Annotated in this window: 26 protein-coding genes; 9 read left to right on the top strand and 17 right to left on the bottom strand. The window is 38.4% G+C overall.

The genetic code is table 11. The features are described 5' to 3' along the window. Positions 1–95 precede the first annotated feature (95 nt). A complete protein-coding gene (locus tag IE199_RS20005; protein WP_189774283.1) occupies positions 96–335 on the top strand; it encodes a hypothetical protein in 240 nt (79 codons plus the stop codon). Positions 336–406: 71 nt separating this feature from the next. On the opposite strand, the gene IE199_RS20000 is transcribed toward IE199_RS20005, so the two are convergent. The 3 genes from IE199_RS20000 to IE199_RS19990 all read right to left on the bottom strand — a co-directional run bounded on the left by IE199_RS20000 (position 407) and on the right by IE199_RS19990 (position 2,155). Beyond that, positions 407–1,126: a helix-turn-helix domain-containing protein gene (locus IE199_RS20000; RefSeq protein WP_229854869.1), complete on the bottom strand. Its 720-nt coding sequence runs from the start codon at positions 1,124–1,126 to the stop codon at positions 407–409. Between the two features lie 187 nt (positions 1,127–1,313). After that, positions 1,314–1,784 carry a Cys-tRNA(Pro) deacylase gene (gene ybaK, locus IE199_RS19995; protein ID WP_189774281.1) on the bottom strand — a complete coding sequence of 157 codons (471 nt, stop codon included), beginning with the start codon at positions 1,782–1,784 and terminating at the stop codon, positions 1,314–1,316. A 2-nt stretch (positions 1,785–1,786) separates the two neighbouring features. Beyond that, a complete protein-coding gene (locus IE199_RS19990; protein WP_229854868.1) occupies positions 1,787–2,155 on the bottom strand; it encodes a VOC family protein in 369 nt (122 codons plus the stop codon). 141 nt (positions 2,156–2,296) lie between these two features. On the opposite strand from IE199_RS19990, the gene sbcD reads away from it, so the two are divergent. The 7 genes from sbcD to IE199_RS19955 all read left to right on the top strand — a co-directional run bounded on the left by sbcD (position 2,297) and on the right by IE199_RS19955 (position 12,851). Beyond that, the gene (sbcD, locus tag IE199_RS19985; protein WP_189774272.1) at positions 2,297–3,544 is read left to right on the top strand and encodes an exonuclease subunit SbcD; all 1,248 of its coding nucleotides are present in this window, start codon (positions 2,297–2,299) and stop codon (positions 3,542–3,544) included. After that, entirely contained in the window at positions 3,541–7,278 is a 3,738-nt protein-coding gene (locus tag IE199_RS19980) for an SbcC/MukB-like Walker B domain-containing protein (RefSeq protein ID WP_189774270.1), read from the top strand. Before sbcD ends, IE199_RS19980 begins: the two co-directional genes overlap by 4 nt. Positions 7,279–7,352: 74 nt before the next feature. Further along, positions 7,353–7,928, top strand: a complete 576-nt coding sequence (locus tag IE199_RS19975) for a DJ-1/PfpI family protein (RefSeq protein ID WP_189774268.1) — start codon at positions 7,353–7,355, stop codon at positions 7,926–7,928. A gap of 102 nt (positions 7,929–8,030) precedes the next feature. Beyond that, on the top strand, positions 8,031–8,918 hold the full coding sequence (locus IE199_RS19970) for a DMT family transporter (RefSeq protein ID WP_189774266.1): 888 nt from the start codon (positions 8,031–8,033) through the stop codon (positions 8,916–8,918). Positions 8,919–8,984: 66 nt separating this feature from the next. After that, positions 8,985–9,467: an FKBP-type peptidyl-prolyl cis-trans isomerase gene (locus IE199_RS19965; RefSeq protein WP_189774264.1), complete on the top strand. Its 483-nt coding sequence runs from the start codon at positions 8,985–8,987 to the stop codon at positions 9,465–9,467. 326 nt (positions 9,468–9,793) lie between these two features. Then, entirely contained in the window at positions 9,794–11,455 is a 1,662-nt protein-coding gene (locus tag IE199_RS19960) for a sensor histidine kinase (protein ID WP_189774262.1), read from the top strand. Positions 11,456–11,558: 103 nt separating this feature from the next. Further along, positions 11,559–12,851 (top strand): metal-dependent hydrolase family protein, encoded by a 1,293-nt coding sequence (locus tag IE199_RS19955; RefSeq protein WP_189774261.1) that lies wholly within the window; start codon positions 11,559–11,561, stop codon positions 12,849–12,851. A 104-nt stretch (positions 12,852–12,955) separates the two neighbouring features. Here the strand turns inward: IE199_RS19955 and IE199_RS19950 are convergent, their stop codons facing one another. The 8 genes from IE199_RS19950 to IE199_RS19915 all read right to left on the bottom strand — a co-directional run bounded on the left by IE199_RS19950 (position 12,956) and on the right by IE199_RS19915 (position 19,294). Beyond that, positions 12,956–13,855, bottom strand: a complete 900-nt coding sequence (locus tag IE199_RS19950) for a DMT family transporter (RefSeq protein WP_189774259.1) — start codon at positions 13,853–13,855, stop codon at positions 12,956–12,958. An 18-nt stretch (positions 13,856–13,873) separates the two neighbouring features. Next, a complete protein-coding gene (gene tsaA / locus IE199_RS19945) occupies positions 13,874–14,596 on the bottom strand; it encodes a tRNA (N6-threonylcarbamoyladenosine(37)-N6)-methyltransferase TrmO (protein ID WP_189774257.1) in 723 nt (240 codons plus the stop codon). A 2-nt stretch (positions 14,597–14,598) separates the two neighbouring features. Next, entirely contained in the window at positions 14,599–14,988 is a 390-nt protein-coding gene (gene rcsF, locus IE199_RS19940; RefSeq protein WP_189774255.1) for an Rcs stress response system protein RcsF, read from the bottom strand. Then, a complete protein-coding gene (locus IE199_RS19935; RefSeq protein WP_189774254.1) occupies positions 14,981–17,101 on the bottom strand; it encodes a cation:dicarboxylate symporter family transporter in 2,121 nt (706 codons plus the stop codon). The genes rcsF and IE199_RS19935 overlap by 8 nt, the downstream gene beginning before the upstream one ends. Before the next feature lie 228 nt (positions 17,102–17,329). Beyond that, positions 17,330–17,530, bottom strand: a complete 201-nt coding sequence (locus IE199_RS19930; RefSeq protein ID WP_189774381.1) for a hypothetical protein — start codon at positions 17,528–17,530, stop codon at positions 17,330–17,332. Between the two features lie 136 nt (positions 17,531–17,666). Further along, entirely contained in the window at positions 17,667–18,047 is a 381-nt protein-coding gene (locus tag IE199_RS19925; RefSeq protein WP_189774252.1) for a ribonuclease E inhibitor RraB, read from the bottom strand. A 190-nt stretch (positions 18,048–18,237) separates the two neighbouring features. Next, on the bottom strand, positions 18,238–18,855 hold the full coding sequence (locus IE199_RS19920; protein WP_189774245.1) for an NUDIX hydrolase: 618 nt from the start codon (positions 18,853–18,855) through the stop codon (positions 18,238–18,240). A 238-nt stretch (positions 18,856–19,093) separates the two neighbouring features. Beyond that, positions 19,094–19,294 (bottom strand): hypothetical protein, encoded by a 201-nt coding sequence (locus IE199_RS19915; RefSeq protein WP_189774243.1) that lies wholly within the window; start codon positions 19,292–19,294, stop codon positions 19,094–19,096. Positions 19,295–19,576: 282 nt separating this feature from the next. Here IE199_RS19915 and IE199_RS19910 point away from each other — a divergent pair, with 282 nt between their 5' ends. Next, entirely contained in the window at positions 19,577–20,599 is a 1,023-nt protein-coding gene (locus tag IE199_RS19910; protein ID WP_189774241.1) for a TIGR04552 family protein, read from the top strand. A gap of 98 nt (positions 20,600–20,697) precedes the next feature. On the opposite strand, the gene IE199_RS19905 is transcribed toward IE199_RS19910, so the two are convergent. The 6 genes from IE199_RS19905 to IE199_RS19880 form a co-directional block, all read right to left on the bottom strand. Beyond that, positions 20,698–21,141 carry a GNAT family N-acetyltransferase gene (locus tag IE199_RS19905; RefSeq protein WP_189774239.1) on the bottom strand — a complete coding sequence of 148 codons (444 nt, stop codon included), beginning with the start codon at positions 21,139–21,141 and terminating at the stop codon, positions 20,698–20,700. A gap of 106 nt (positions 21,142–21,247) precedes the next feature. Continuing rightward, entirely contained in the window at positions 21,248–21,496 is a 249-nt protein-coding gene (locus IE199_RS19900; protein ID WP_189774237.1) for a hypothetical protein, read from the bottom strand. Positions 21,497–21,586: 90 nt separating this feature from the next. Next, the gene (locus tag IE199_RS19895) at positions 21,587–21,844 is read right to left on the bottom strand and encodes a potassium channel family protein (protein WP_189774235.1); all 258 of its coding nucleotides are present in this window, start codon (positions 21,842–21,844) and stop codon (positions 21,587–21,589) included. A 169-nt stretch (positions 21,845–22,013) separates the two neighbouring features. Next, the gene (locus tag IE199_RS19890) at positions 22,014–22,529 is read right to left on the bottom strand and encodes a nuclear transport factor 2 family protein (protein WP_189774233.1); all 516 of its coding nucleotides are present in this window, start codon (positions 22,527–22,529) and stop codon (positions 22,014–22,016) included. Positions 22,530–22,743: 214 nt separating this feature from the next. Next, on the bottom strand, positions 22,744–23,037 hold the full coding sequence (locus tag IE199_RS19885; protein WP_189774231.1) for a hypothetical protein: 294 nt from the start codon (positions 23,035–23,037) through the stop codon (positions 22,744–22,746). A gap of 288 nt (positions 23,038–23,325) precedes the next feature. Further along, a complete protein-coding gene (locus IE199_RS19880; RefSeq protein ID WP_189774230.1) occupies positions 23,326–23,526 on the bottom strand; it encodes a hypothetical protein in 201 nt (66 codons plus the stop codon). Positions 23,527–24,228 lie beyond the last annotated feature (702 nt).

The following is a 24,228-nucleotide window of genomic DNA, read 5'->3' as shown; positions in this document are numbered from 1 at the left end:
AAGGTTTGTTGAATCATTGGAAAAATTTTTGATCATTTCAAACTTTTAAAATGTTATTTACGTCTTTAAAAGTACACCATGATAAAGGAATTCCTATGTTTAAAAAACACCATCTTTATTATGTGTTAACTCTAGCTATTGTCGTCTCTGCTATTTGGCTAGGCTACGTTAACCAACAACTAGCGCAACAAAATCAAATATTGACTGATCAAGTAAAAAGCTTAGGTGCTGAAATCAAACAATTAAAAAGCACTACCTTTCAAACAGACCAGCGGATCAGTAAAATTGAAGAAGATATAGCGGTAAAATATCGAGATTTAGCGGTTTTAAATTAATACTGTTAATTGCTTATTATCATCAGATAGTGAGCGTTTGTCTTTTCCTATATCTTTGAAATGATTGCAGGTTAAAAAGTGTCCACGTCAAGTGCCTTTATTTTAGTTACAATCGGCCTTAGCAAAAGTTCGGCAATGATGGTCGCATATAAAAGTGGAATTAATTTTTGTCCGTAGACGTTAACCATTAATACCTCTGGATTTGTTGTGACTGATGGCCAAGGATAATTTGCATGAATAGCAATTACGCCGATTAAGCCATAAATGATCGCCCCTAAATACACGAATATTATCTGACGTTCTAAGACAAACCTTAAAAACTGTATCATAGGCATGTTAGGTATATCACGAACGAACAGAAATTTAAGAGCAGCAATGGATTTAACTAAATAAGTACTGCTAAAGGTAATTACTGTACATGAACAGGCAAATAAAATAATAAACGCTAAACCCACACCATCAATAAACCAAGATAACTGTCCAAATATAGAAATGGTTAGGGCCATTAGACAGGCAACTAGTGTAAAACCAATTAATTGTTTCATCAACAGTTGAAAACTAACCGTTGTTAATTTTCCTTGGTAGTTATCAAGTAACTCGTTGGGAGCAAGGTTAAAAACAGACGATAACGCCAGATGTGTTTCTAGAGAACATTTTCCTTCTTTTTCGACTCGTTGAATTGTTCTAACGCTGACACCAGCGGCTTTTGCTAAAACTTCTTGAGACCAGCCGTTGTTTTTTCTAAATAGTTGAATTCTATCTTTCGATAAATGGCAAATATTTGGGTTCACAAGTTGCTCCTTGCAATTAGCATTGTTTGAGTTGTATCGGCTTGAGTTATAAAAAAATTGTTATCTGCGGGCAATGTTTTACACCTGACAAGTATATGACAATCAACTGACACGCTTGCTGCATCACGATTGCCATCTACTTTTATTTAACATAGGAAGTGTTAGTTCACCGATAAACTTTGAAAGTTTAACTTGATGTTAACGGTGCAAAGTGTCCATTAAGTAACTTGGCTAAGGTGTGAGGGGCAATTTCTATTTCTAAACCTCGCTTACCGCCACTGACATAAATGGTTTGTTGCTGCTTTGCACTGTCATCAATAAAAGTGCTTAAGCGCTTTTTTTGCCCCAAAGGACTAACACCACCAAGTACATAACCCGTGGTACTTTGTACTTTTTTAGCCTCAGCCATTGTCATGCTTTTACTTTTACTGGCTTTTGCTAGTTGTTTCATGTTGAGTTTGAGATGCACAGGGACAATTGCTACAACAAGTTCGCCTTGTTGAGATTCAGTCACTAGCGTTTTAAACACACATTCAGGTGCAAGATTAAGTTTTTCACAGGCTTCTAAGCCAAAGCTTTCAGCGTTTGTTTCATGTTGATATTGGTGCAACTGATATTCAGCTTTGGCTTTATCTAGTAATTTTACTGCTGGTGTCACAATTAGCCTACCGAACTATGAAGTGCGATTCGATTGCCTTCAGTATCTCTAAGCACAGCACGAAATCCGTGTTCGCCCATTTGAAACTTGGCTTCAATGATCTCAACATTAAAGCTTTGTGCTTTGCTCACTGCCTCGTCTAAGCGACCTTCAACATTAAAATATAAAAGTGGGCCAACATCAGCAATATGTTCTGCGGGGGATTCAATCAAGCACCCAGACACATTGGTATGTGAATGTGGTAATAAACCAAATCGAAATTGCTCAAACTCTTCTTTTTTTACCTCTTGAGCTAACATTGCGCTATAAAATTCAATCGCACGCTCTAAATTAATCACCGGTATATCTACCCATACAATGGTATTGTCCATGGATATGTTTCCTTATTGATAGTTGTTGGACATTCACTATGGCTTGCAGGGATTAAAATTGCAAATTCGATTCTTATCATTAGTAAAGTCAGGTAAGATCGCGTTATTCGAGAAAAAAATAACAACACTGTTTTATCACACATGGCATTTCGACTTCTTCACACCTCTGATTGGCATTTAGGTCAACATTTTTACGGTAAAAGCCGACTCAATGAACATAGACAGTTCTTAGATTGGTTACTTGAGCAAATAGCAACTCAGCAAATAGATGCTGTTGTGGTGGCTGGGGATATTTTTGATACTGGAACGCCACCAAGTTATGCACGAGAGTTATATTTTGATTTTGTCGTTAAAATGCACGCGCTTGATTGCCCCTTGGTGGTGTTAGCGGGTAACCACGATTCAGTTGCTATGATCAGTGAATCTAAAACAGTGTTGTCCAAACTTGGTTGTCACGTTATTGCCAAAGCGCAGAGCTTTGATGAAGATCCTCATCAGATCGTCAAACTAGAGAATAAGGCTGGGGACAGCTGTATCATCTGTGCCATTCCGTTTATTCGCCCAAGAGATATTGTAGCCAGTACCGCTGGGCAAAGCGCGACGGACAAGCAACAAGCGTTGCAACAAGCTATTGCTGACCATTATCAACAGCTGATTGAGCAAGCTAAAGCAGAAGAAAGTGGCGCATCAGCAATCGTTGCTACTGGGCATTTAACTACGGTAGGTGCATCAACTTCTGAATCAGTGAGAGATATCTATATTGGTACCCTTGATGCGTTTCCCGCTAGTGCCTTTCCTGAGGTCGATTACATTGCATTAGGACATATCCATAAGTCGCAAAAGGTGGCGAAATCCGAACATATACGATACTGCGGCTCGCCTATTGCTTTAAGTTTTGATGAGGACGCCAGCAAAAAATCGGTCAATATTGCCAGTTTTGAACAAGGGATATTAACTGAGGTCGAGCAACTTGCTGTACCTGTTTTTCAGCCAATGGCATCAGTTTCTGTTGCACTTGAGCAATTAAAAGACAAAGTAACTGCATTAGTCAGTGACGCAAAGTTAACTGAAGATCAAACCTTATGGTTAGACATCGCCATTGATACCAGTGATTATTTAACTGATTTATCAGCAAGGGTTCAAGAAGCGTTAACTGATTTACCCGCTGAAGTATTGTTGGTTCGACGCGCTAAAACACAAAGTAAAACATTGCAAAGTGAAGATAAAATTACCTTAGACGAACTCAATACACATGATGTATTTGCCGCGCGATTGGCGCAAGAAACATGGGAAGATGAAGGGCAGGCTGAGCGCAAAGAGCGCTTAGTGACTTTGTTTAATCAGGTGGTTGAACAGTGCCAACAAGACAATTCGGAGCAAAACTCATGAGAATTTTATCGCTTCGTTTTGAAAACATTAATTCCCTCAAAGGCCAGTGGTTTATTGATTTTAGAGAATCGCCGTTTGATGCTAGCGCGTTGTTTGCTATCACTGGCGATACCGGTGCCGGTAAAACCACTATTTTAGACGCGATTTGTTTAGCACTTTATCATCAAACACCACGTATTTTGGTGTCTGAAAGCCAAAACCAGTTAATGACTCGCCATACCGCCCATTGTATGGCAGAAGTTGAGTTTGAAGTAAAAGGCACAGGTTATCGGGCATTTTGGAGCCAACGCCGGGCTAAAAACCAAATTGATGGCAAGTTGCAAAAGCAAGTTACTGAATTAAGTGATGCTGATGGCACTATTTTGGCCAACAAAATTTCAGAAGTTAAACAGCAAATTGAGCAAATAACCGGATTAAACTTTGCTCGATTTACTAAATCTATGATGTTGTCGCAAGGACAGTTTGCCGCTTTTTTAAACGCCCCGGATAAAGAGCGCGCTGAGCTATTAGAGCAGTTAACGGGTACTGAAATTTACAGCCTGATCTCAAAACAGGTGTACGACAATCATCGACAAGCCAATGATGAATTGCTGCGTTTAAAAGACAATATTATCCAGCTTGAACTTTTATCTGATGAAGAAAAAAGTGTATTAGAGCAAGAGGTCGCCACTAACTTAGCCAGCGAAAAACAATTTAACCAGCAAAGAAAAACATGGCAACAATTAGTTGATTTGTTTAAGCGTCAAACGCAGTTGGCTGAAGATAAAAAAACGGCTGAACAACAATTAGCGTCGGCAGATGCGCTTACAGCGCAGCACCAAGAGGGTTTGGCGCAGTTGTCATTGGTAGAGCCAGCAGAAGCGCTCAACGAGCACTACGCCCCCCTTAAACAAACGAACAAGGACATTAGCGAACTTAACGAGAATATTGCTAAAGAGTCCACTTTGCTTGAGCAAGCAGAGCAACAACATCTTAGTTTAACGGAACAAGTTAGCCAGTTAATTGAGCAGCACGGCAATGCAGAAACAGAAGATAGCGCGCTGAATAACTTATTAGTTGAAAAAGTGATCCCACTTGATGGCAACATCGCGACTCAACAGCAGCAGTTAAACGATACAAACAAACAGCTCGAGCAGCAGCAACTTGAGTTAACTACTGGGCAGCAGCAACTGGCGAAATTAACACAAGAAAAAGAAGCCGCACTGGCTAAGCAACAGGCGATGCAAACACAAATAAACGCTGTTACACATGTTGCCTTGTTACAAGATAAATTGCCTGCATGGCAACAGCAAATAAGCGTATTGCAAAACCTTAATGCCAATATTAGTGCGATAGACAAAGATCTTGAGCAGTTGTCACAAAATGCTCAGCAGCGACAACAACAGTTAACATCAACGACAAACCAATGTGAACAGTTAACACTTGATGTTGCAAAGCATGAAAAACAACTTCAAACATTGTCACAACAAGAGCAACAATTACTTGCCAGTGTCAATGTGGGTCAAGAAGCTGAGCTGCAGCAAAAAAGCCAGCAACTACAACAGACCCAGCACCAGTTAAATCAACTTTTGCACTGCTCAGAAACGGCAAATAAACTGCTACTAAAACAGCAAAACATCCAGCAAGAGTCTACTGGGCTAGAAACTCATATGAGCCAAATAGCTCAGAGTATTGGCCAATTCAGAGAGCAATATAAACACTATAAACGTCAATTAACTGATGCTGAGCTAATTCTTACGCAGCAACAAACAATTAAATCACTCACTGAACATCGCAATAATTTACAGCCGAATTCACCATGTCCATTGTGTGGTGCGACAGAACATCCGTTGGTTGCTGACTACCATGCTGTTGAACCCAATGAAGATGAATATAGCCAACGAGTTGCCGAGTTGAAAAAACAACTGGAGGCAATTGAATCTCAGGGCAAAGCGATGTCGTTAGATTTAGCGACCAGTGAAGCAAAACTTAAAGATCGACAACAGAGCTTATTGCAGTTAGCCAATGAACAAGCAGATAACCAACAGTTTTGGCAAAATGCTGGTTACGCGTTACATGATTTGCCGTATCCTTCAACACCGGATGTAATTAAAAAATTAATAGAAAACAATGGTGTAGGGCTTGAGCGAGTTAATGCTGTTTTTAATAACTATCACAACCTTAAAGCACAGCTAAATGAAACAAATCAGCAATTAGTTAATGCACAACAGCAATTGCATGAAGCAAAAAGCGCCTTAGCGGTGCTACAAAGTCAGCAGCAAAATGATGAACAACAGCGCCAGAAAATAACCACCACAAAAGAAAAAGTGGCGGGTGATATTGAGCAGTTAATGTTGTCAATAAAACGCGAACTTGAACCAATTTCACACAGTGAACCTTTGGCCTTTTATTTAGCAAACGATGTGCTCCATATTGAAGGATTTAGTCAATGGTGCTTGGATAAAAAACAACAGCTTCACCAGTGGCAACAAAACCAAGAAGCGCTAAGTTCATTGTCGCAAAACTTGAACCACATTGATGTGCAATATAGCCAAGTACAAAGTCAGTTTAATTTTGCGCAAACTACAGTAGAAACAACTAAAGCCAAGGTCGAAAATATAGCGCAGCAAATCAAACGATTAATGCAAGAGCGCCAAAGCTTAGTTGGTGATAAACCGGTAGAGCAAATTCGTCAAACGTTGTCAGCAAACGAAAAAACGCGTAAACAGCAGAAAGCTGAATTAGATACTGCCTGCAATAAAGCACTTGAACAGCTAAATAGTGTTAAAGGCAGTATGAAAGCGCAATCTGTGCAACTTGAGAACAAACAACAGCTGCTGTCGTCGCTGCAAAGTACATGGCAGGCTCAGTTGGCAAAAAGTCAATTTGCAGATGAGCAGGCTTTTTTAGCGGCGTTAATGCCAGCGGATGATAAAAAAGCGCTAAAAGCGATAGAGCAGCAAATTAAAGAACAAAAGTTAAAAGCTAACAGTAAATTGGAAGAAATCGCGTTGCAGTTGCAAGAAACAAGCGAGGCTATTGATAGTCATGAAGCAATTGATTTACCTCAAGAAGAGCAATTGTCACATTGTTTAACACAGTTAGAACAGTTAGATGACAAGATCAAACAAGTGTTAACAGAGCTTGGCCGTGATCAGCAAAAATTGCAACATCAACAAACACAACTAGAAAAACAACAGATCATGAGCAAGCAACTCGAATCACTGCAAACAAGGGTAGACGACTTAGCCTATCTAAATGGCCTGATAGGCTCTGCCAGTGGCGACAAATTTAGAAAGTTTGCTCAAGGCTTAACCTTAAGTCATTTAGTGTATTTAGCTAATCAACGTTTGGTACGCTTGCATGCGCGTTATCAACTTGTGTGTGAATCACAAGATAAATTGACCTTATCAGTTGTTGATACTTGGCAGGCTGACACAGTACGTGACACTAAAACCTTGTCTGGTGGAGAAAGCTTTCTGGTCAGTTTGGCGTTGGCATTAGCGTTATCAGACTTAGCCAGTGCAAAAACACAAATTGATTCGTTATTTTTAGATGAAGGCTTTGGCACATTGGACAACGATACCCTAGAAATAGCGCTAGATGCGTTAGACAGTTTAAACGCTACCGGTAAAATGATTGGTGTGATTAGCCACATTGATGCGTTAAAAGAGCGAATTGACGTGCAAATTAATGTCATGAAAAAAAGTGGCTTAGGGTACAGTGAACTAGCCGCACAATATCGTGTAAGTTAGTTGTCAGCGGAATTAACTGTAATACAGGTAAGCCAAGCAATAGGGTAGAAAGCAAAAGGAAGCAGGGGATTGATGTGAATATTGGGATTTTAATTTATCAAGACGTAGAAGTGCTGGATTTTGCCGGGCCGTTTGAAGTGTTTTCCACGGCAAACCGTTTTTTAACCAAACCACATCAAGTTTGCTTGATTGGCGAAAACCAAGCGCCAGTTATTGCTCGTGGCGGCATGCAAGTGATGCCACATTATTGTTTTGCCTCACACCCTAAGCTAGAACTGCTATTAGTGCCAGGTGGTGTGCATGACACGCAAATGGACAATGAGCGTTTATTACAATGGATTGCTCAACAAAGTCAGCAAGCAACTTGGGTTGCATCAGTCTGCACCGGTGCGTTCTTGTTGGCCAAGGCTGGCGTGTTAGATCATCAACAGGTGACGACCCACTGGCAAGACATTGCTGAACTTAAAAGCAAGTTTCCTCAATTAACCGTGAAAAGTGATTGCCGCTGGGTAGAAGATGGTCGTTTTATCACTTCGGCAGGTATATCGGCGGGCATCGACATGAGTTTACAATTAGTTAGCCTAATAGCTGATCGTGACATTGCGTTAACGACCGCCGAGCAAATGGAATATGATTGGCAGAGCAATTAACCGCATTCATCAACCCTATATTAGATATAAGTAATCAAACTGAGTAAGTTGATGAAAGTTATGGTAAATTCAAATTACTTTTAACACGTAAAGTTTATACTCGTGCATACTTGGATTTATTTCACCTTACTTGCCGCTTTTATGCAGGCAATTCGAACTGCAGGGCAAAAACAACTCAGCGAACATTTAGGCGCAATGGCGACCACCAGTGTGCGATATGTGTATGCTTTGCCTTTTGCCGTATGTTATCTATGGTGGCTGTTAGGTTTTCGAGAGCAGTCTTTACCTGAACTCAACGCCAGCTTTTTGCAATACGCGTTGATTGCGTCAGTGATGCAAATTATCGGCACTGCTTGTTTAGTGGCCGCTTTTCAATATCGAAATTTTGCCGTAGCAACTAGTCTTGCTAAAACAGAGGCCATCCAAGTGGCAATTGTTGGCGCTGTATTGTTTGGCGCAACGTTAAGTGTTTTAGGTTGGCTTTCGGTCATTATTGGCGTCGTCGGCGTAATTATCGTCTCTAAAGTCACTTTTACCGTGAAGGATGTTTTGCAAAATCCTGGCGCAGGTTTTGGTTTAGCCTCTGGATTAGCCCTTGCGGTAACAACGTTACTTATACGCGAGGCAAGTTTAGCCCTCAATACTGACCTAATGATAAGTGCCGCGGTAACTTTAGTGTTTATGATCACCGTGCAATCTGTTGTTTCGCTAATCTACGTTTATATAAAAACACCTAAGCAAATTAAAACCATGGTTGTGCAATGGCGTTTATGTTTATTTGTCGGCGTGACCAGTGTTTTGGGTTCTATTGGCTGGTTTACTGGTGCGAGTTATCAAAATGCCGCTTATGTAAAAGCGCTTGGGCAAGTTGAGTTTTTTATTACCTTGTTTTTAACTTATCGTGTATTTAAAGAAAAAATTACCGTGAAAGAATATGTGGGTATGGCGTTAATTATTGCCAGTGTGGTGATTCTGCTATTGTGGGCATAGTGTTAGTGTTAATGCTCTGGTAGAATTGCCGCGATTTAATTTGGCGAGTGCCATCTAAGGAAAAACATGAAAATTACAGAAAATAAAGTTGTTCAATTTCACTACACGTTAAAAGACGAAGCAGGTGAGCAAATTGAATCATCAATTGGTAACGATCCTTTAGCCTACCTACACGGTCACAAGAATATGATCGTGGGTGTTGAAAATGCGTTAAACGACAAAGAAGCTGGCGAAAAATTCTCAGTGACCGTTGCACCAGCAGAAGGTTACGGCGAGCGTGATGAAAACGCGGTACAACGTGTACCAGTGAAACACCTGCAAGGTGCTAAAAAATGGAAGCCAGGTATGCAAGCTGTAGTGCATACAGAGCAAGGTGCTCGTCAGGTTACTGTACTAAAAGCTGGCCGTTTTATGGCTGATGTTGATGTTAACCACCCATTAGCAGGTAAAACGTTAACATTCGATTTAGAAGTTGTTGATGTACGTGATGCCACGGAAGAAGAAATTTCTCACGGTCACGCACATGGTGTTGGTGGTCATCATCACTAATTTAGCGTATTAACATGCTAATTCATTAAGCCAGCATCTATTTGCTGGCTTTTATATTGTTACTTTTGTGTAACATAACCTTGATTTTCATTTTGTTGTTTTATATCTCCATATCAATTTTCATTCTTTTGTCCAAACCTAATTTAGGGTAAACACACTAAAATTAACGTCACTTAATACCATTCGTTTACAACAAAACCTCAGGTTATTGTAGTGAAAGTTCGGTAAATTTAGTCAACTCTCTTCGATATCAACTTAAATTTGAAAATTACCATTTTTCGAATAGGCTTAAATAAGCATTGTCTGTTTTTTGACCATGGTATTGTATGGCCTATAGTAAAGCTGAAGAAATCTATAAAATTGTTGAGTCAAACAGTTCGAATTTACTCCTGAGAGTAAAGATATTATTTATCACTATCATTGCACTTATTTTCATCACTGGATTATCTGTTTATTTTGTATTCACTTCGTTATCTCAACTCGAACAGACAGAAAAGCTGCGTTTCCAATCCCTTTCATTAAGTAACCAAGTTCGCCAAAGTTCAGATCAACTTACCTTAATGGCCAGAGCTTATGCTTCCACAGGCAACGAAAAATATTTAAGATTTTTTAATCAGATATTAGCGATTAGAAATGGTAAAGCACCTAGACCGGCAAATTATGACAGAGTATATTGGGATTTTTTAATGCCACAAGATGCCATTGAATCCAATCTCGTGACAAAACCTATTTCATTGCAAGTGATGTTGCATCAAGTAGGTATCTCTGAGGTTGAATTGGATAATTTATCAGCAGCACAAGCAGCGTCAGACAATTTAGTTAATATTGAACAAGAGGCGTTTGTTATAGTGGCTGAAGGTTTACAGCAAACAGTTCCTTATAGAGATACATCTCACCGATTAAAAGCACTTGATTTACTTTACAGTGAAGAATATTTGCAAGCAAAAGCTAATATCATGAGTAAAGTGAATCACTTTATGCAGTTGATTGAACAAAGAACGAGTTTAGCGACACAAAAAAGCAAAGCATTAAATAGAAGCGCAGTTGTTACAAGTTCAGTTTGTTTTGTATTGCTGATATTTAGCGTTTCTCTATATGCATATTTTAGAGATAAATATAATCATCGATTGATAAATCAACTATATGACTTAGTTGATGAGCAATTTCAATCACTTAAAGATAAAAACAAAACCTTAGAAGAAAATGCTAAGGCGATGAAGGAAAGCTTTGAACATTTAGTACAAAGTGAAAAAATGGCCTGTTTGGGGGGCTTGGTTGCAGGCGTTGCACATGAAGTTAATACCCCTCTGGGTATAGCGGTCACTGCAAGTGATTTTATTGCTACAGAAACGGAAAACCTTGATAAACAACTTCAAGAAGAAACGTTATCGCGCTCTACATTGCAAAACTTCTTAGAAAGCTCAAAAGAATCAACCCGATTATTATCAAAAAGTTTAAAACGAGCTTCAGAGCTCATTAGGGCATTTAAACAAGTGTCTGTTGATCAGTCTGTTAGTGATGTTCGAAAAATTGAATTGAGGGCGTACGTGGAAGATATATTAATGTCAGTAGGGCACCTTTTTAAAGGCAAAGATATCGTCATTAACAATCGAATTCCTCAATATTTAGCTTTAAATACTGATGTTGGCTCGGTTGTTCAAGTGTTTACTCACTTGATTAATAATTCATTTGTCCATGGCTTTGATAATGGTCGATTATTGGGTGAAATTGATTTGTCAGCCAAACAAGTTGGTGAGTGCATTATTATTACCTACCAAGACAACGGGCAAGGTATGGATGCAAATGTTAAAAATAAGATATTTGACCCATTTTTTACGACCAACAGAGGTAATGGATGTAGCGGGCTTGGAATGAGTATTGTTTATAACATTATCACTTCTAAGTTAGGGGGAAGCATTGAGTGTAAAAGTGATTTTGATGAAGGCACAGAGTTCGTCATTACACTTGATCAAGTAAATGCACAGTAAAATGTTAATCAAAGTAAGCGTGATTTCTGGTGTTTTTTATTAGCTCCTATCATTAATCCCTGTTATGGTTTTTACTATAAAACCAAAACGAACAGGGATATTTATGGCTTCACGCAAACTTTTAACTTTAGTCATTGCCAGCGCACTATCTACCAGTGCAATAGCAAAAACTACCATTATTCACGCTGGGCAACTCTTGGCCAACCCTGGCAAAGCTCCTCTTAATAACTATTCTGTCATCATTGAAGAGGGAAAAATAAAGGCTGTTGAAAAAGGCTTTGTAAAAACACACCAAGGTGCTGAGCAGGTTGAAATTGTAGATTTATCTTCAAGTTTTGTTATGCCAGGGTTAATGGATATGCATGTTCATTTACAAGGTGAGTTAGGGCCTAAAAACGACAGCCAAAGCTTACGTTGGTCAGGCTCTGATAAGTTAATGAAAAGCATCGACAATGCTCAGAAAACCTTAATGGCGGGTTTTACTACTGTTCGTGATTTAGGCAGTTCACCTGAACAAAGTTTTGCATTGCGTGATGGTATTAATCGAGGTTGGGTGCAAGGCCCAAGAATTATTGCAGCTGGTAGCAGTGTTGCAGTAACCGGTGGCCATGGTGATGTTGATGGCATGAACCCTGATATTTTAAAAATGCGCACGCCAGAGACTATCTGTGACGGGCCTTATGATTGTAGGCGGGCAACACGTCATGCAATTAAGTATGGTGCGGATGTGATAAAAATAACCTCGACCGGAGGGGTGTTATCAGACACAAACACGGGTACAGGCCAACAAATGAATGACGATGAACTTAAAGAAGTGGTAGAAACTGCGCATTCATTGGGACGTAAAGTGGCCAGTCATGCGCATGCCGCTGGTGGTATTAATGCCGCACTTCGTGCAGGTGTTGATAGCATAGAGCATGGTAGCTATGCCGATGAAGAAAGTATTAAGTTGTTTAAAAAATCAGGCGCATACTTAGTGCCGACTTTAATGGCAGGGGACACCGTTGTTGGACTTGCAAAACATACAGATTTTATGTCTCCTGCTATTCGCGCCAAAGCGATCAGAGTAGGTGGTGACATGATCGCCAACTTTAAACGTGCACATAAAGCCGGGGTTAAAATTGCTTATGGCACAGATAGTGGTGTGTCAAAGCACGGAACCAATGGCAAAGAAGCTTGGTTAATGTATCAAGCTGAAATGACACCAATGGATATTTTAAAGTCAGCAACAGTGCATACGGCAGATCTTATTGGTATGTCGTCGCAGTTGGGCACCATAGAAGAGGGCAAACTGGCTGATATTATTGCAACTCACGGCAGCCCACTAAAAGACATTAAAGAATTGATGGACGTTGATTTTGTAATGAAATCTGGCGCCGTGGTGAAAAGTAAATAAGTTTAATTGTGAAATAGAGCGTTGCTCTATTTCACAAGGTTCGATTTAATTTAGTTATTTTGAAATCACTTGCAATATATACACAAACCTGAGACTAACTATGACTAAACAGTTATCTCAGGTTTAATCTTTTTAGCCGTAAAACGTTTAAGCATTCCTGTGGTCAGTGCAACACCAACAGCAATCAAGGTACAACCAGATAACATGGTAAAGGTTATTTCTTCTTGCAAAAATAAGTTGCCCCACAAAATACCAAACACTGGAATTAAATAAGTGACCGACACGGCTTTTGTTGGCCCTAGTGAATTGATCAATCTAAAAAACAGTAAATAAGCAAACCCAGTGCACAACAAACCAATCACTAAAACAGATAATATGGCTTCTTGGCTAGGTACGTGTGCAGGTAAAAAGCATAAACCAATTGGTAGTAGGGTAATGGTGGCTGACAGTTGGCTACCTGTTGCTAAGGTTAACGGCTTTAAGTGGCTTAAATATCGTTTTGAATAGTTAGCACCAATGCCATAACACAAGGTTGCACCAAGTACGGCGAGTGTCGGTAGTAAAAATGTGGCTTGTTTATAGTGAAGTTTATCCATCATCAAAACATACACACCAATAAAACCAATCAATAACCCTAAAACTTGTGACTTCAATAAAGAATCTTTAAGCCAAACAACGGCAACAAGCGCGCCAAACATCGGCACAGTACTATTGAGTACCGAGGTTGTGCTTGCCGTTAATGTTAGTGTAGCCCAGCCAAACAGTACAAAAGGAATTGCGGTGTTGAGTGTACCAACAACAAATAAATGCCATTTGTCTTGTGTTAACGTATGCACTTGTTTTTTTATAGCTAAGATAAAAAATAGAAAAATTAAAGCAATGGATGTACGCAGTGCCATGTAGAAAAAAGCACCAAACTCAGGTACGCCCACCTTCATAAATAAAAATGACGCGCCCCAAATTGCGGCGAGCAATGGTAATTCGATTAATGGCTTTGTATTCATTGGTACTTCTATTTTAAATTAACGATCTGGTTGGTATTGTAATTGATAAACTTCAATTTCGCTGGCGGAAATCAGACGCCACATAATATTAAAATCATAAAGTCTAATGCCGTAGTTTTTAGTATCTATTTTATCTTTTTTATAAGCAGGGCGAGGATCTTGCGCCAACACTTGTTCGATCAATACTTTTAGATCAGGAAATTGTTGAACAAATTGAGTTAAATCCTGTGTTACTGCTTCGGTGAAATGAACGTCCATTAAACTTTCAGGTTTTTGTTGAGCAAAACCTGCTTGAACATTTGTAATGGCATCTGAATAAGGAATGTACGGCTTTATATCTAACACGGGTGTGCCATGCAATAAATCTAATTCACTTATTGCCAATTGCCAGTTTTCCCCTGATTTTACCAAACCATGATTTTTAACCACTGACATACCAATGGCGTTTGGTCTAAAGGTTGACCGTGTGGCAAAAACCCCAGTTTTACTATTTCCGCCTAAGCGAGGTGGCCTAACTAATGGCTTCCAACCTTGTTCTTGGGTTGCATGAAAAACAAAAATTACCCAAAGGTGGCTAAACGATTCAATGCCTCTAAATGCCTCTGGATTATTAACTTCTTCTGTTAAGTGAATAAATCCTTTTGCCGCACTCACTAACCCAGGCTGACGTGGTATCGCAAACTTTTCTTTGTAAGGCGATATCACATGACCAATAGGTGTAAAAGGGATGGTTTCGCTCATGCTTATTGCTGCTCTAGATAAAATGCTCGGCCGTAACATACACGAGTGCGTAAACATACGCGGTCTGCCTGATCGTTTTCAATCAAAGCGCAGCCTGAAAAAATAATGCCATTTGCACCTTTGTCATAAGCTTTTTTTCTTGCATCTGTTCTCGCGTCAATTTCATTGGGCAGTGCTTGGTGTTCTTTTGTCTGGCAAGACTCTCCTTCTACAAGTCCTAAGGCTTTATAACGTGCTGGAAAGTCTTGCTCTGTTTGATAAATTTTTACTTTCGATGGTGAAAAGTAATCTTTAAAGTTTTGTTTATCTAAGTTGGTAGATACGTGATATTGGCTTGCACAACTAGTGAGTAAGCCAAGTAAAATCACACTGGTGATGATTGATTTAGTCATTGTTTTCAACTTCAGGTTTTTTGCCTTCAATCCAATAATTGAACAGCTTATCAATGGTGCCACTTTGTTTTTTCATCGCTATCCAGTTTGCCATAAATCGATTAAATACATGGTCATTTTTATTGATAGGAAAGGCCATAAACAAAGGAGGCAGTGCAGGTTTTGGTGACACTACTGTGTATTCAGGGTACAACAATGTCCATCCAGAGGATGCCGCTGCCCCAAATAACATTGCGTCGATATGTTGATATTTTTCTTTAAAAAACAAACGTGGGGTAGATATTTCCCAAGCGGTTTGTTTAGTAAAATATTGTTCTACGGCACGTCGGTAATAAAATGCTTCAGGAATGCCAATAATGAGCTCTTTATTGGCTTTAATCTTATTCCAGTCGGTAAACTCTGCACGTCTATTGTCTTTTACTAAAAATGCAACATGTTGCTGCACGTATGAGTCTGTCAGTGTCAATTGTGTGAGGTTGTCAGGGATTAATGGTATGCCCGTAGTCATATCTAAATAACCATCAGCAAGTAAAGACGCTGCTTGGTCATGAAAAATACGTACATATTCAATCTCAACACCTAAATCTAATGCAAGTAAGTTGATTAGCTCGATATCAAAACCTACTAACTTGCCTTCTTTGTTATGAAAGGCAAATGGTAGGTCATCGCGAAAATACCCAACACGTATAAAACCGCGCTCTTTTACTCGTGCAATTACGTCATAAGCGGCTAATTCATTATAAGGCTCTGATTGCGGCTCCTTTTTGTAGCGTGTTTTAGGCTGTTGGTAGATAAAGTCTCTTTCAATAAACTTGCTATAACCTTCATATTGGTGAGCAAGGTTTTCCAAACCTAGACGTAGGCCATAAAAAGCAATGACGGAAATTGAAACAACAAGCATCGACTTCTTAAAGAAGTTGCGAAAGTTAACAGATAACTGATTACTCATACTTGCCACGACAATTAATGGCAAGCAAGTAGCAAAAGCAACCGACATTAGAGCGTTTAGGCGACCGATCAGCATATTGTCGGCAACTAAATACATGTCAAACATTGAGCCTGATACATTAAATAGCTCTAATAAATGCTGAATAGCAGCCGTGGGTGAGCCAAACAGTTGAGGCATACCTAAAAAGATAAGCTTTACATATTGTTCAGCGCCAATGTAAGCGCCTGAGAACCATGCGGAAAACAATACAAACAATAAGGCTAGCAACTTACCGCCAACAGGCATGCTAAATGTAATCGGAACTAATAACGAAGCTATTTTGGTTTGCGTATTACCTTTATAGTCTTGTGATTTAATCAACTCACTGGTTTTTTCAACGATTAATGGAATAACAGCAAAAAAGCTACCTGTAGCAAATGCAGTGATCATGGCTGCGCGCGCCGTTTCTAACACTTGTCGGTAATGAAATGGTGTAAAAACTGCAACCAATGCTGGTAGCACCACAAAAGCCAAGGTACAGGAAACAAATATCGCAGCAAAAAACAGTACCGTTAATCCGTCTAATTGACCTGATTCAAGTGTCGCCGAAGCATTCCAACCGATACAAGCAACGCCAAAAGGTGCCAGTTTCATTACTAAGCTATTTACGTTAGCGACTGATTTTTGCAAGTTTATCAAGACTAATAAGGTGTAACGTTTGTGTTGAACCTTCATTAATCCCGCGCCTAAAAATAGGCTAAAGACTACAACAGCAGGGATAACGCCATTGGCAAAAGCGCTAAAAGGGTTTGCAGAAATAAATTGATCAATAAAACTGACGGGCTCAGCCACTCTAATACTGGATAAACTATAAAATTCAGCATTTTTCCATTCTGGAAAAGTTAGCGGAGCCAAAAAAACAAAACACAGCATAACGCTGGTGAGTAAAATAGCGGTAATTAAGGTAGTTTTTACTGCGGAAGAAATTTTTCCAGGTGTGAGGCCACCAATACCGGTAATTAATGAAAGTGAAATATAGGGAAGGGCTGTCATTTGTAGCAACATAACAAAGCCACTCGCCGCACTGCTAACAGGGGAGTAAACTTGTTCATGCACAAAGCCTACTGTAAGGCCAATAAACAACCCGATCACGATTTGAGCCGCGAGAGGAATTTTACTAAACATATAAAAGCAACTATTTGTATTAATTAATAAAGATGAAAGTTACTAGCGCGTTTACCAGTATAGCGCTTATTGAGGTTTGGTTTAATACCAATTCTATTAAATATTAAAGCGGGATGTTAATTAATAAAAGTAACTCGATATCAAAGTATCCGCCCCCGAAGACTAGGGGCGCGATAAGAGTATTCAGTGAGGATGTGTAAATATACTAGTAATAGCTAAGTGGTTAAATTAGCAAGCCTTAGCGTTGTAATAAGAAGATAACGCTAAACCTATTGATAAACCAACACCAGCACCAATTGAAATACCGATTGGAATGCTGTTAAAAACTACCCCTAGAGAAATGCCAAGGCCGGCACCAATTGATAAACCACAGCCCAACATTAAGTGACCGACGTTTTTGTTTTTACCTTCTTTAGTCTTTAAATCCATGTTATTTCTCCTGTCGACGCCGTATTAATTATAGGGTAAAAATTAATCATCGCAACAGCCAAATTAACACTACAGAGTCACAAACTTGAGATAGATTTTAAGTGCCTGATCAAAAAAATCCATTGCCCTTAATCAACTACCTTTCAACTGAACTGCCCCAGGTAACTTTTTGACATGAACGATTTTCCTGAAACTTCGTTAACAATTTAACGGATGAATAAATAGGTTTGAATTTAAGTGGTGAATGTTTGTTCAACGCGATATACCAATTGTAATCTGTTTTAAAATAACTGCTCTCTTCTGGCACAAAGCCTTCAGAAGTCGCTAACTTCACCACATGGTCTAAATCTTCCTTGGTTATGCAATATATATGGTATCGAATTAAATGTTCCTTATTAACGTCACTTCCTCTTTCTACTAGCGCTTGAATTAAATTTTTAGTGGACATTTTTTGCTTGTTTACGGCACATCCAGTAATCAATGCCAAAATAAACAAACTTACTACTAGTTTAGACATCCATTCTCCTTCATTAATTTAATGATGATTTACTTTGTTTAAAATAATATATAAAAACATAGCCTTACTTGTTTGTGTACAACTAATCAAAGATAAGTTCTCACTTGTTTTTATTTAAACCTTACGATTTAGCCAATTATACTGGCATCAGTGATTTGTGATTTTAATAACAAGCGTTTGATTGATCTGATTAATCGACCCATACATCTGAAGTTGGGTTTTCATATCGTTGAAACATTAATTCGATGTCTTTTGGTAAAATACGACTTGTAGACAGTTCTGGTAAGCTATTTCGATCAAAAAAGTCGATGTCAGAGATTTCTATGTTGGTTGATGCAGCGCCTGATTCTAAGGTACAGAGAAAAAACATCTTATAAACGTGATAAGGGTATTTAGGAACATACGGGTGGCAGTCTCTATCTTTAATTGCTACCAAGGTTGGATTGCTGACATGAAAACCTGATTCTTCATGTACCTCTCTAACAATACCTTGAGATGGTGTTTCGCATACATCGGCCCAGCCGCCAGGCAATGTCCATCGGTTGTCTTCTCGCTCACGTACTAACAAAATTTTGTTGTCTTTAATCACCCCAGCACGCAAATCAACTTTAGGTGTGGGATAACCACTTTCAGGAATGTATAAGTTTTTAATTTTTGACACCGGAGCGTCAGCCATTTGAGCCAACATTTGGTGTGATATATTGGTCAATTCCTCGAACCTTTCTAAATCAAACTTATCTTTGGAATATGCATTACCAGTTTGACTGATGGCCTGAATTCTTTTTGCCCAATTAACCCATTGATTCATTGTTTTCCCTAGCCACTTGAGATTTACTCGTACTAAAAGTTAGAGCAAAAATATTACAGCATCGATATATTTGTTGATATCAAACAACATAACATATTTCACGCGCAATACTACGCTTTAAAGATAAGAACTAAGGAGAACTAGATTATGATAATTACAAGTGATTATAGAGAGGTGCAGGGTAATTATTGTGCGAACAAACTACCATAGCAAAGTAACTAATTCGCACATTATTGATTTAAGCTGCTGAGCCAGGTAACAATTGTTTATTCACACCTAATAGGGCGATTGTGAAAGCCAAAACAAGAGAAATGGAAATTGTGATAGTTGCATTGGTAAATAACATACCATTTGAAAGGCCACTCATTAATCCACCAATAAATGTGAAAGAGAAAGCAAACACGGCAAACCACAATGCAAATAAAAGTACTTTTTTCATTAACCATTCCTTTGTTAAAAAGCGTTTAGACTTTACAAATCTAGCCTTTAAAGACCTAGTCGTCAACGGTGAGTGAATAACGCTCTAAATAAATAGTTAACACAACATTGGGGGTTTAGTTAATTCTTCGAAATTAGTTTCTAGATCGAATAGTTTATTTTGAAAATATTTTTTGGGTAAAAAATAACTGAAGCAAGTCATATTTTGCACAAGTTTATCTTTTTATGCCCTATAGTTAACAACAAGAATATTTATTTAGGAAGCAAACCAAAGTGATATTTTATGAATATTAATCCTTGGCGAAGTACATCAATTCGTACCGCTTTAGAAGGGCGTTCTTTTATTGATGCTAAACGTATTCATATTCATTCTGAACAAGAAGCTAATGCTTTTTTAGCTTGTTATGGCTTTGATCTTAATGATCCCGCCGATATTGCGGAAATAGAACAGCTACGTCAGGAGGCCATAGAATTAATTGAGCAGGAGTTGCTAAACGACGGAGAAGTTATTCCGCAAATTCTTAAAGAACATCATGATGTTATTTATTACATCCTTTGTGCATCAGGTCATGGTGAAAGACGTTTATCCCCATGGTGTGGTGCCATTTTAAGGGTGTTACATACACTAGCGCATAGTCATTCATATTTAAATGATCTATATCATGACGATATCCGTCAGCAAATATTTGGCCGTTTTAAAGAACATATTCACCACACAAGTAATGAATGTTTTCTCGGTGATATTAACCTTGTGGAAGTTGAATTTCGTACGGTAAAATCCAGGCGCTCGGTAGCTATGAAATTATTACACAAGGCTGAAAACGTAGCTGCAGATATTTTTGACTGGATAGGTATTCGTTTGGTCACCCATACTCGCTCTGATGTCATTGATGTTTTGTCTTATTTAAGACAAATGCACATATTAACCTTTGCTAACCTAAAACCATCACGCTCTAGAAACACGTTAATTGACTTAAAATGGGTAGATGAATGTTTTCAGCAAGGCATGTCTGTTGAGCAGATAAAAGAGATGATGCAACACAGTGCCTACCCAACTAAAGAGCAAAATCAAACGGTCAATCAGTTTAGCGAAATTTCCTATCATTCAGTGCAAATTACCTGTCGACAACGTATCAAAATTTTACAACCTAATGGCAAGTACTTATGTTTCTTTTTTCCTTTTGAAATTCAACTACTCGACCGTACCAGCTACATGGCGTCTAGGGATGGATTAGCGTCACACGCTGAATACAAAAAACGGCAGAGAAATGCCGTGAGAAAGCGGGTTTTACCCTTTTTAAATTAACACTGCTTTTAGCGTTTAATAGTAAAACTCGATAGCAAGTAATGTGTTCGTGTTTAACATCGATTTCGCTAATTAAAAACCAAGTAAGGCAGTCCAAATTAGTTCGAATTTATGATGCGTTTCACGTAAACGTGTGATGTTTTTGACTGATTAAAGCCTATCGATGAGTAAAACACATGAGACTCCTTTCGGGATATGTTAGACCTAACCAAGATTTGTTTTAAACCTTGTTCGTTCGCCCATAGTTCAGCGGCTTTTACTAATGCTTGTGCAATGCCATGACGGCGAAATTTTGAGCCTACAACTAGCCCTGTAATTTCAGCTTTTAAGCCTGATTCAAGTAATAAACGCTTCTCGACTACTATCCAGCCACAGACATTTGTATCTGACACTGCAACAAAAACAAAGTGAAAAGGGGAGTTGATTAAATCAATTAGCCAATTTTGGGTTTCTGTGGCACTAACTTGATAGCCCAATTCTTTTGTCAATTGGGCTATTTCTTCTGAAAGTTCTCCTGTTGCTTGAACTACGGAAAACTGCATAGACATTCCTTGATTGAAGATAATAGGTAACCAACCTTATTAACGTTAACTAACGTTGGGTGTTCTTGTTAACTCTGCGTGAATTCTGGAATAAGGGTCGTTTATTCTAAATATAGGACTCGCCACAATGATCACAACGCCCTAAAGGCAGGCCTATTTTAAACTTAGCAAACATACCACCTCGTATATATAAATGAACTCGCTCACCACAATGGTTACAAGGAGTGAGTCCAATTTTAATGATGAGTATTATTGCAATAATACCTGAAAACCAAATGAGATAGGTTGAATCTACATAAAACCCTAGTGGGATTAGTAGCAATGCTAGCCACGACAAGATAAATAGTATTCGCATTTAAGATGTTCCTTCTCTTTTTGATTTAATATTTAACTATGGGTGTCCACATTAATAGCAGCTTTAGACGTCCCATTTATAATTGCCTTGTTAGTTTTTGTTTTGCAACTCAACTCTTTTTAAAGCAATAGATGCAACAACACCTGCCAAAATAGCAAACCCCATAAACCCAATTATTGATTGTATAGTGGCAATAACTTCAGCAAATATATCATTAGGTACGAGGTTACCATAACCTAGAGTAGTAAGAGTGACTGCACTAAAATAAAAGTGCTTCCAAGTTCCTTGGATTTCAATGCCATCACCGTTAACAACGCTTCCAAACACATGTAATAGGGGACAGACCACAATTAAATACCAAAGCTTACGATAAATAAAAAATAGAGCAATTAAATCGTTGTCCGTCCCTGTTTATTCTATGTCTCTTAAATGCTCTGTTACTGCAATAGCGGTAGTTAACTGATGGTGTCCCCCGTTAATAATGTTGTTAATTAACGGGAATAAGGTTCATATGTGTTTATGTGCCACTATGAGCTGAATTACTTGATGAAACACTTACCAACTTCCAAGAACTGTCAATTTGATGCCAAACTTGAGTACCGCCACCTGATTGTTTAATAATTTCACCACTTTTTAAAAGAATAGTTTGATCGTACTCATTAACTAATATCGCCGTTGTTTGATTTATCACTGTAATTTTTACGTTTCTAAAGTCTAGAGAAATAGTTTTCTCTACCATTTGAAATCCAGGTAAGATTATTGACTCTAGGCTCTTAATTGAGTGCCAAACCTTTCCATCTGCATTTAATCCAGTAAAATTTTCTCGGTCAAAAAACTCAAAGTATCTTGATGAATCTAAAGATTTAGCCGCTTCGACTAAACCCTCGAATGCTTTGTTTACTTCGGCTTCGATTTGGTTTTTATTGTCTAGCTCCAAATTAGAAGCTTTACAACCAATCGAAAGGCTCAATACCCATAAGATAACTATTATTTTGTTCAATATTTTAATATTACCTCCAATGCTGCTAGTCATATAACAGCGTAATTAAAAAAATCAAAGTCTTTCTATCACCAGACTTACACCTTCAAACAGCTGTATCGATAGTATTTCTGAACCTTAAGGCTTTCAACGGCTTATTTTTGTATGTTCTCGCTAACACTAGGGAAAGTGAGATCTAATGTCTGTTTGTTGTAGTAAACAAGATCAAATAATTAGCTGTATACACTTATAGCTTGATGTGGGTTGACTATGGGTGTCCACTTGACTCTTGTTCTTTGTAGTTCGAATTTATTTCATCGATAATTCGTACTATCAATTTGTTTCGTTCTATAGATTCTTTGTACAGCCTACTTAACTGTACCAAGAGCATTGCGAAAAAAATCCCGATATAATTTGAATCCATTTCTGTCTCAAAATATAAGAAATTCAATAAAAAGAATCCAATGACAAATACAACTAACACCAAATGACTATTGGGGTTTTCTTTTAAACTGTTTAAATCAGTTATTAACTTAGATTGTTCATCTCTACTGCTATCCATAATCGAATTAACTCCTTTTTGTTATGCTGAAAAACTCCTTTGCATAATCGATCTAAAACCTATCAATAGGCTATATGTATACTGTTGCACATGCAATGGTTAACGATGGATGTCCCCGTTAAGGTTGTAAAAGCTGGGAAACGTATGTAGTTGTGTAATAGGGGGCAGACCACTGTAATAGGGGACAGACCACAATTAAATACCAAAGCTTACGATAAATAAAAAATAGAGCAATTAAATCGTTGTCCGTCCCTGTTTATTTTTTCACTGTACACAGATTTTAACGAATTAACGATGGGTGTCCACATTAAGGTTTTTTATATATTTATGCAGATTTTTGATTGCAAACATAAAACTACCAACTATCACTGTACCGAAAAACCAAGAGAAGTCATACTCATCGAGGTTTGCAGATTTAGCCATTTCGTAACCTAAGAACCAAGCTCCAGCAAAGATAAAGACTATCGCGATTTGTAATTCTTTTTTCATAAAACCTACTATTTGTCGAATTGCATCAGAGTTCTAAAATCAAGAAACTCTCCAAAGCTACATAACGCCGCATTAAACGGATTAGTAATGCTTGCTAAAATGTGAAGCGAAGCGGAACCGAGCAAGCGTTACGGTGTCCGATTTTTAAATGCCTTTTTAGGCATTTTGTCGTATATAAGCCTAAACAAAAACAAACCAGTAACCAAGCCAGTTAACGAACCGATTATAGGTATTGGTGTCATGATATTCAGAAAATACATTGGAATGGGTATTAGCAAGGATGATATTAACCCCAATAAAATGCTTGCTAATAGATATGTTATTTTTACAGTGCAAAGCCTCTTTACCACAAACTCCATACTCAAAGAATAAATAAGTGAGTGTATGCCCATAAACAAATATGACACAGCAATTATCCAACCGCCAGATTCGATTAGATCACTAAACTCGAAGCCGGCTTTGCTTGGTTTCAGCATCCAATACAAAATAACGCAACTAGCACCAATAAATGGTGGTAAAGCAAAACCGATGAGAATTCTTTTTATTCGTGGATTCAAAGCCTAAACCTAAATGCCTAACGAATGATATGGACTCCCCACTCGGCATCAATGTGCCATAGTGAAGTTGATAAAGAGCTTCAATTGAGGAGAGTCCATATGTCACTAATTAAAGCAATTGGCATCGATTTAGCCAAATCTGTGT

The organism is Thalassotalea marina, from assembly GCF_014656435.1.
GTDB classification, from domain to species: Bacteria; Pseudomonadota; Gammaproteobacteria; order Enterobacterales; family Alteromonadaceae; genus Thalassotalea_C; species Thalassotalea_C marina.
The sequence above is the reverse complement of the archived record's forward strand: the minus strand, read 5'-3'. Positions and strand labels throughout refer to the sequence as shown.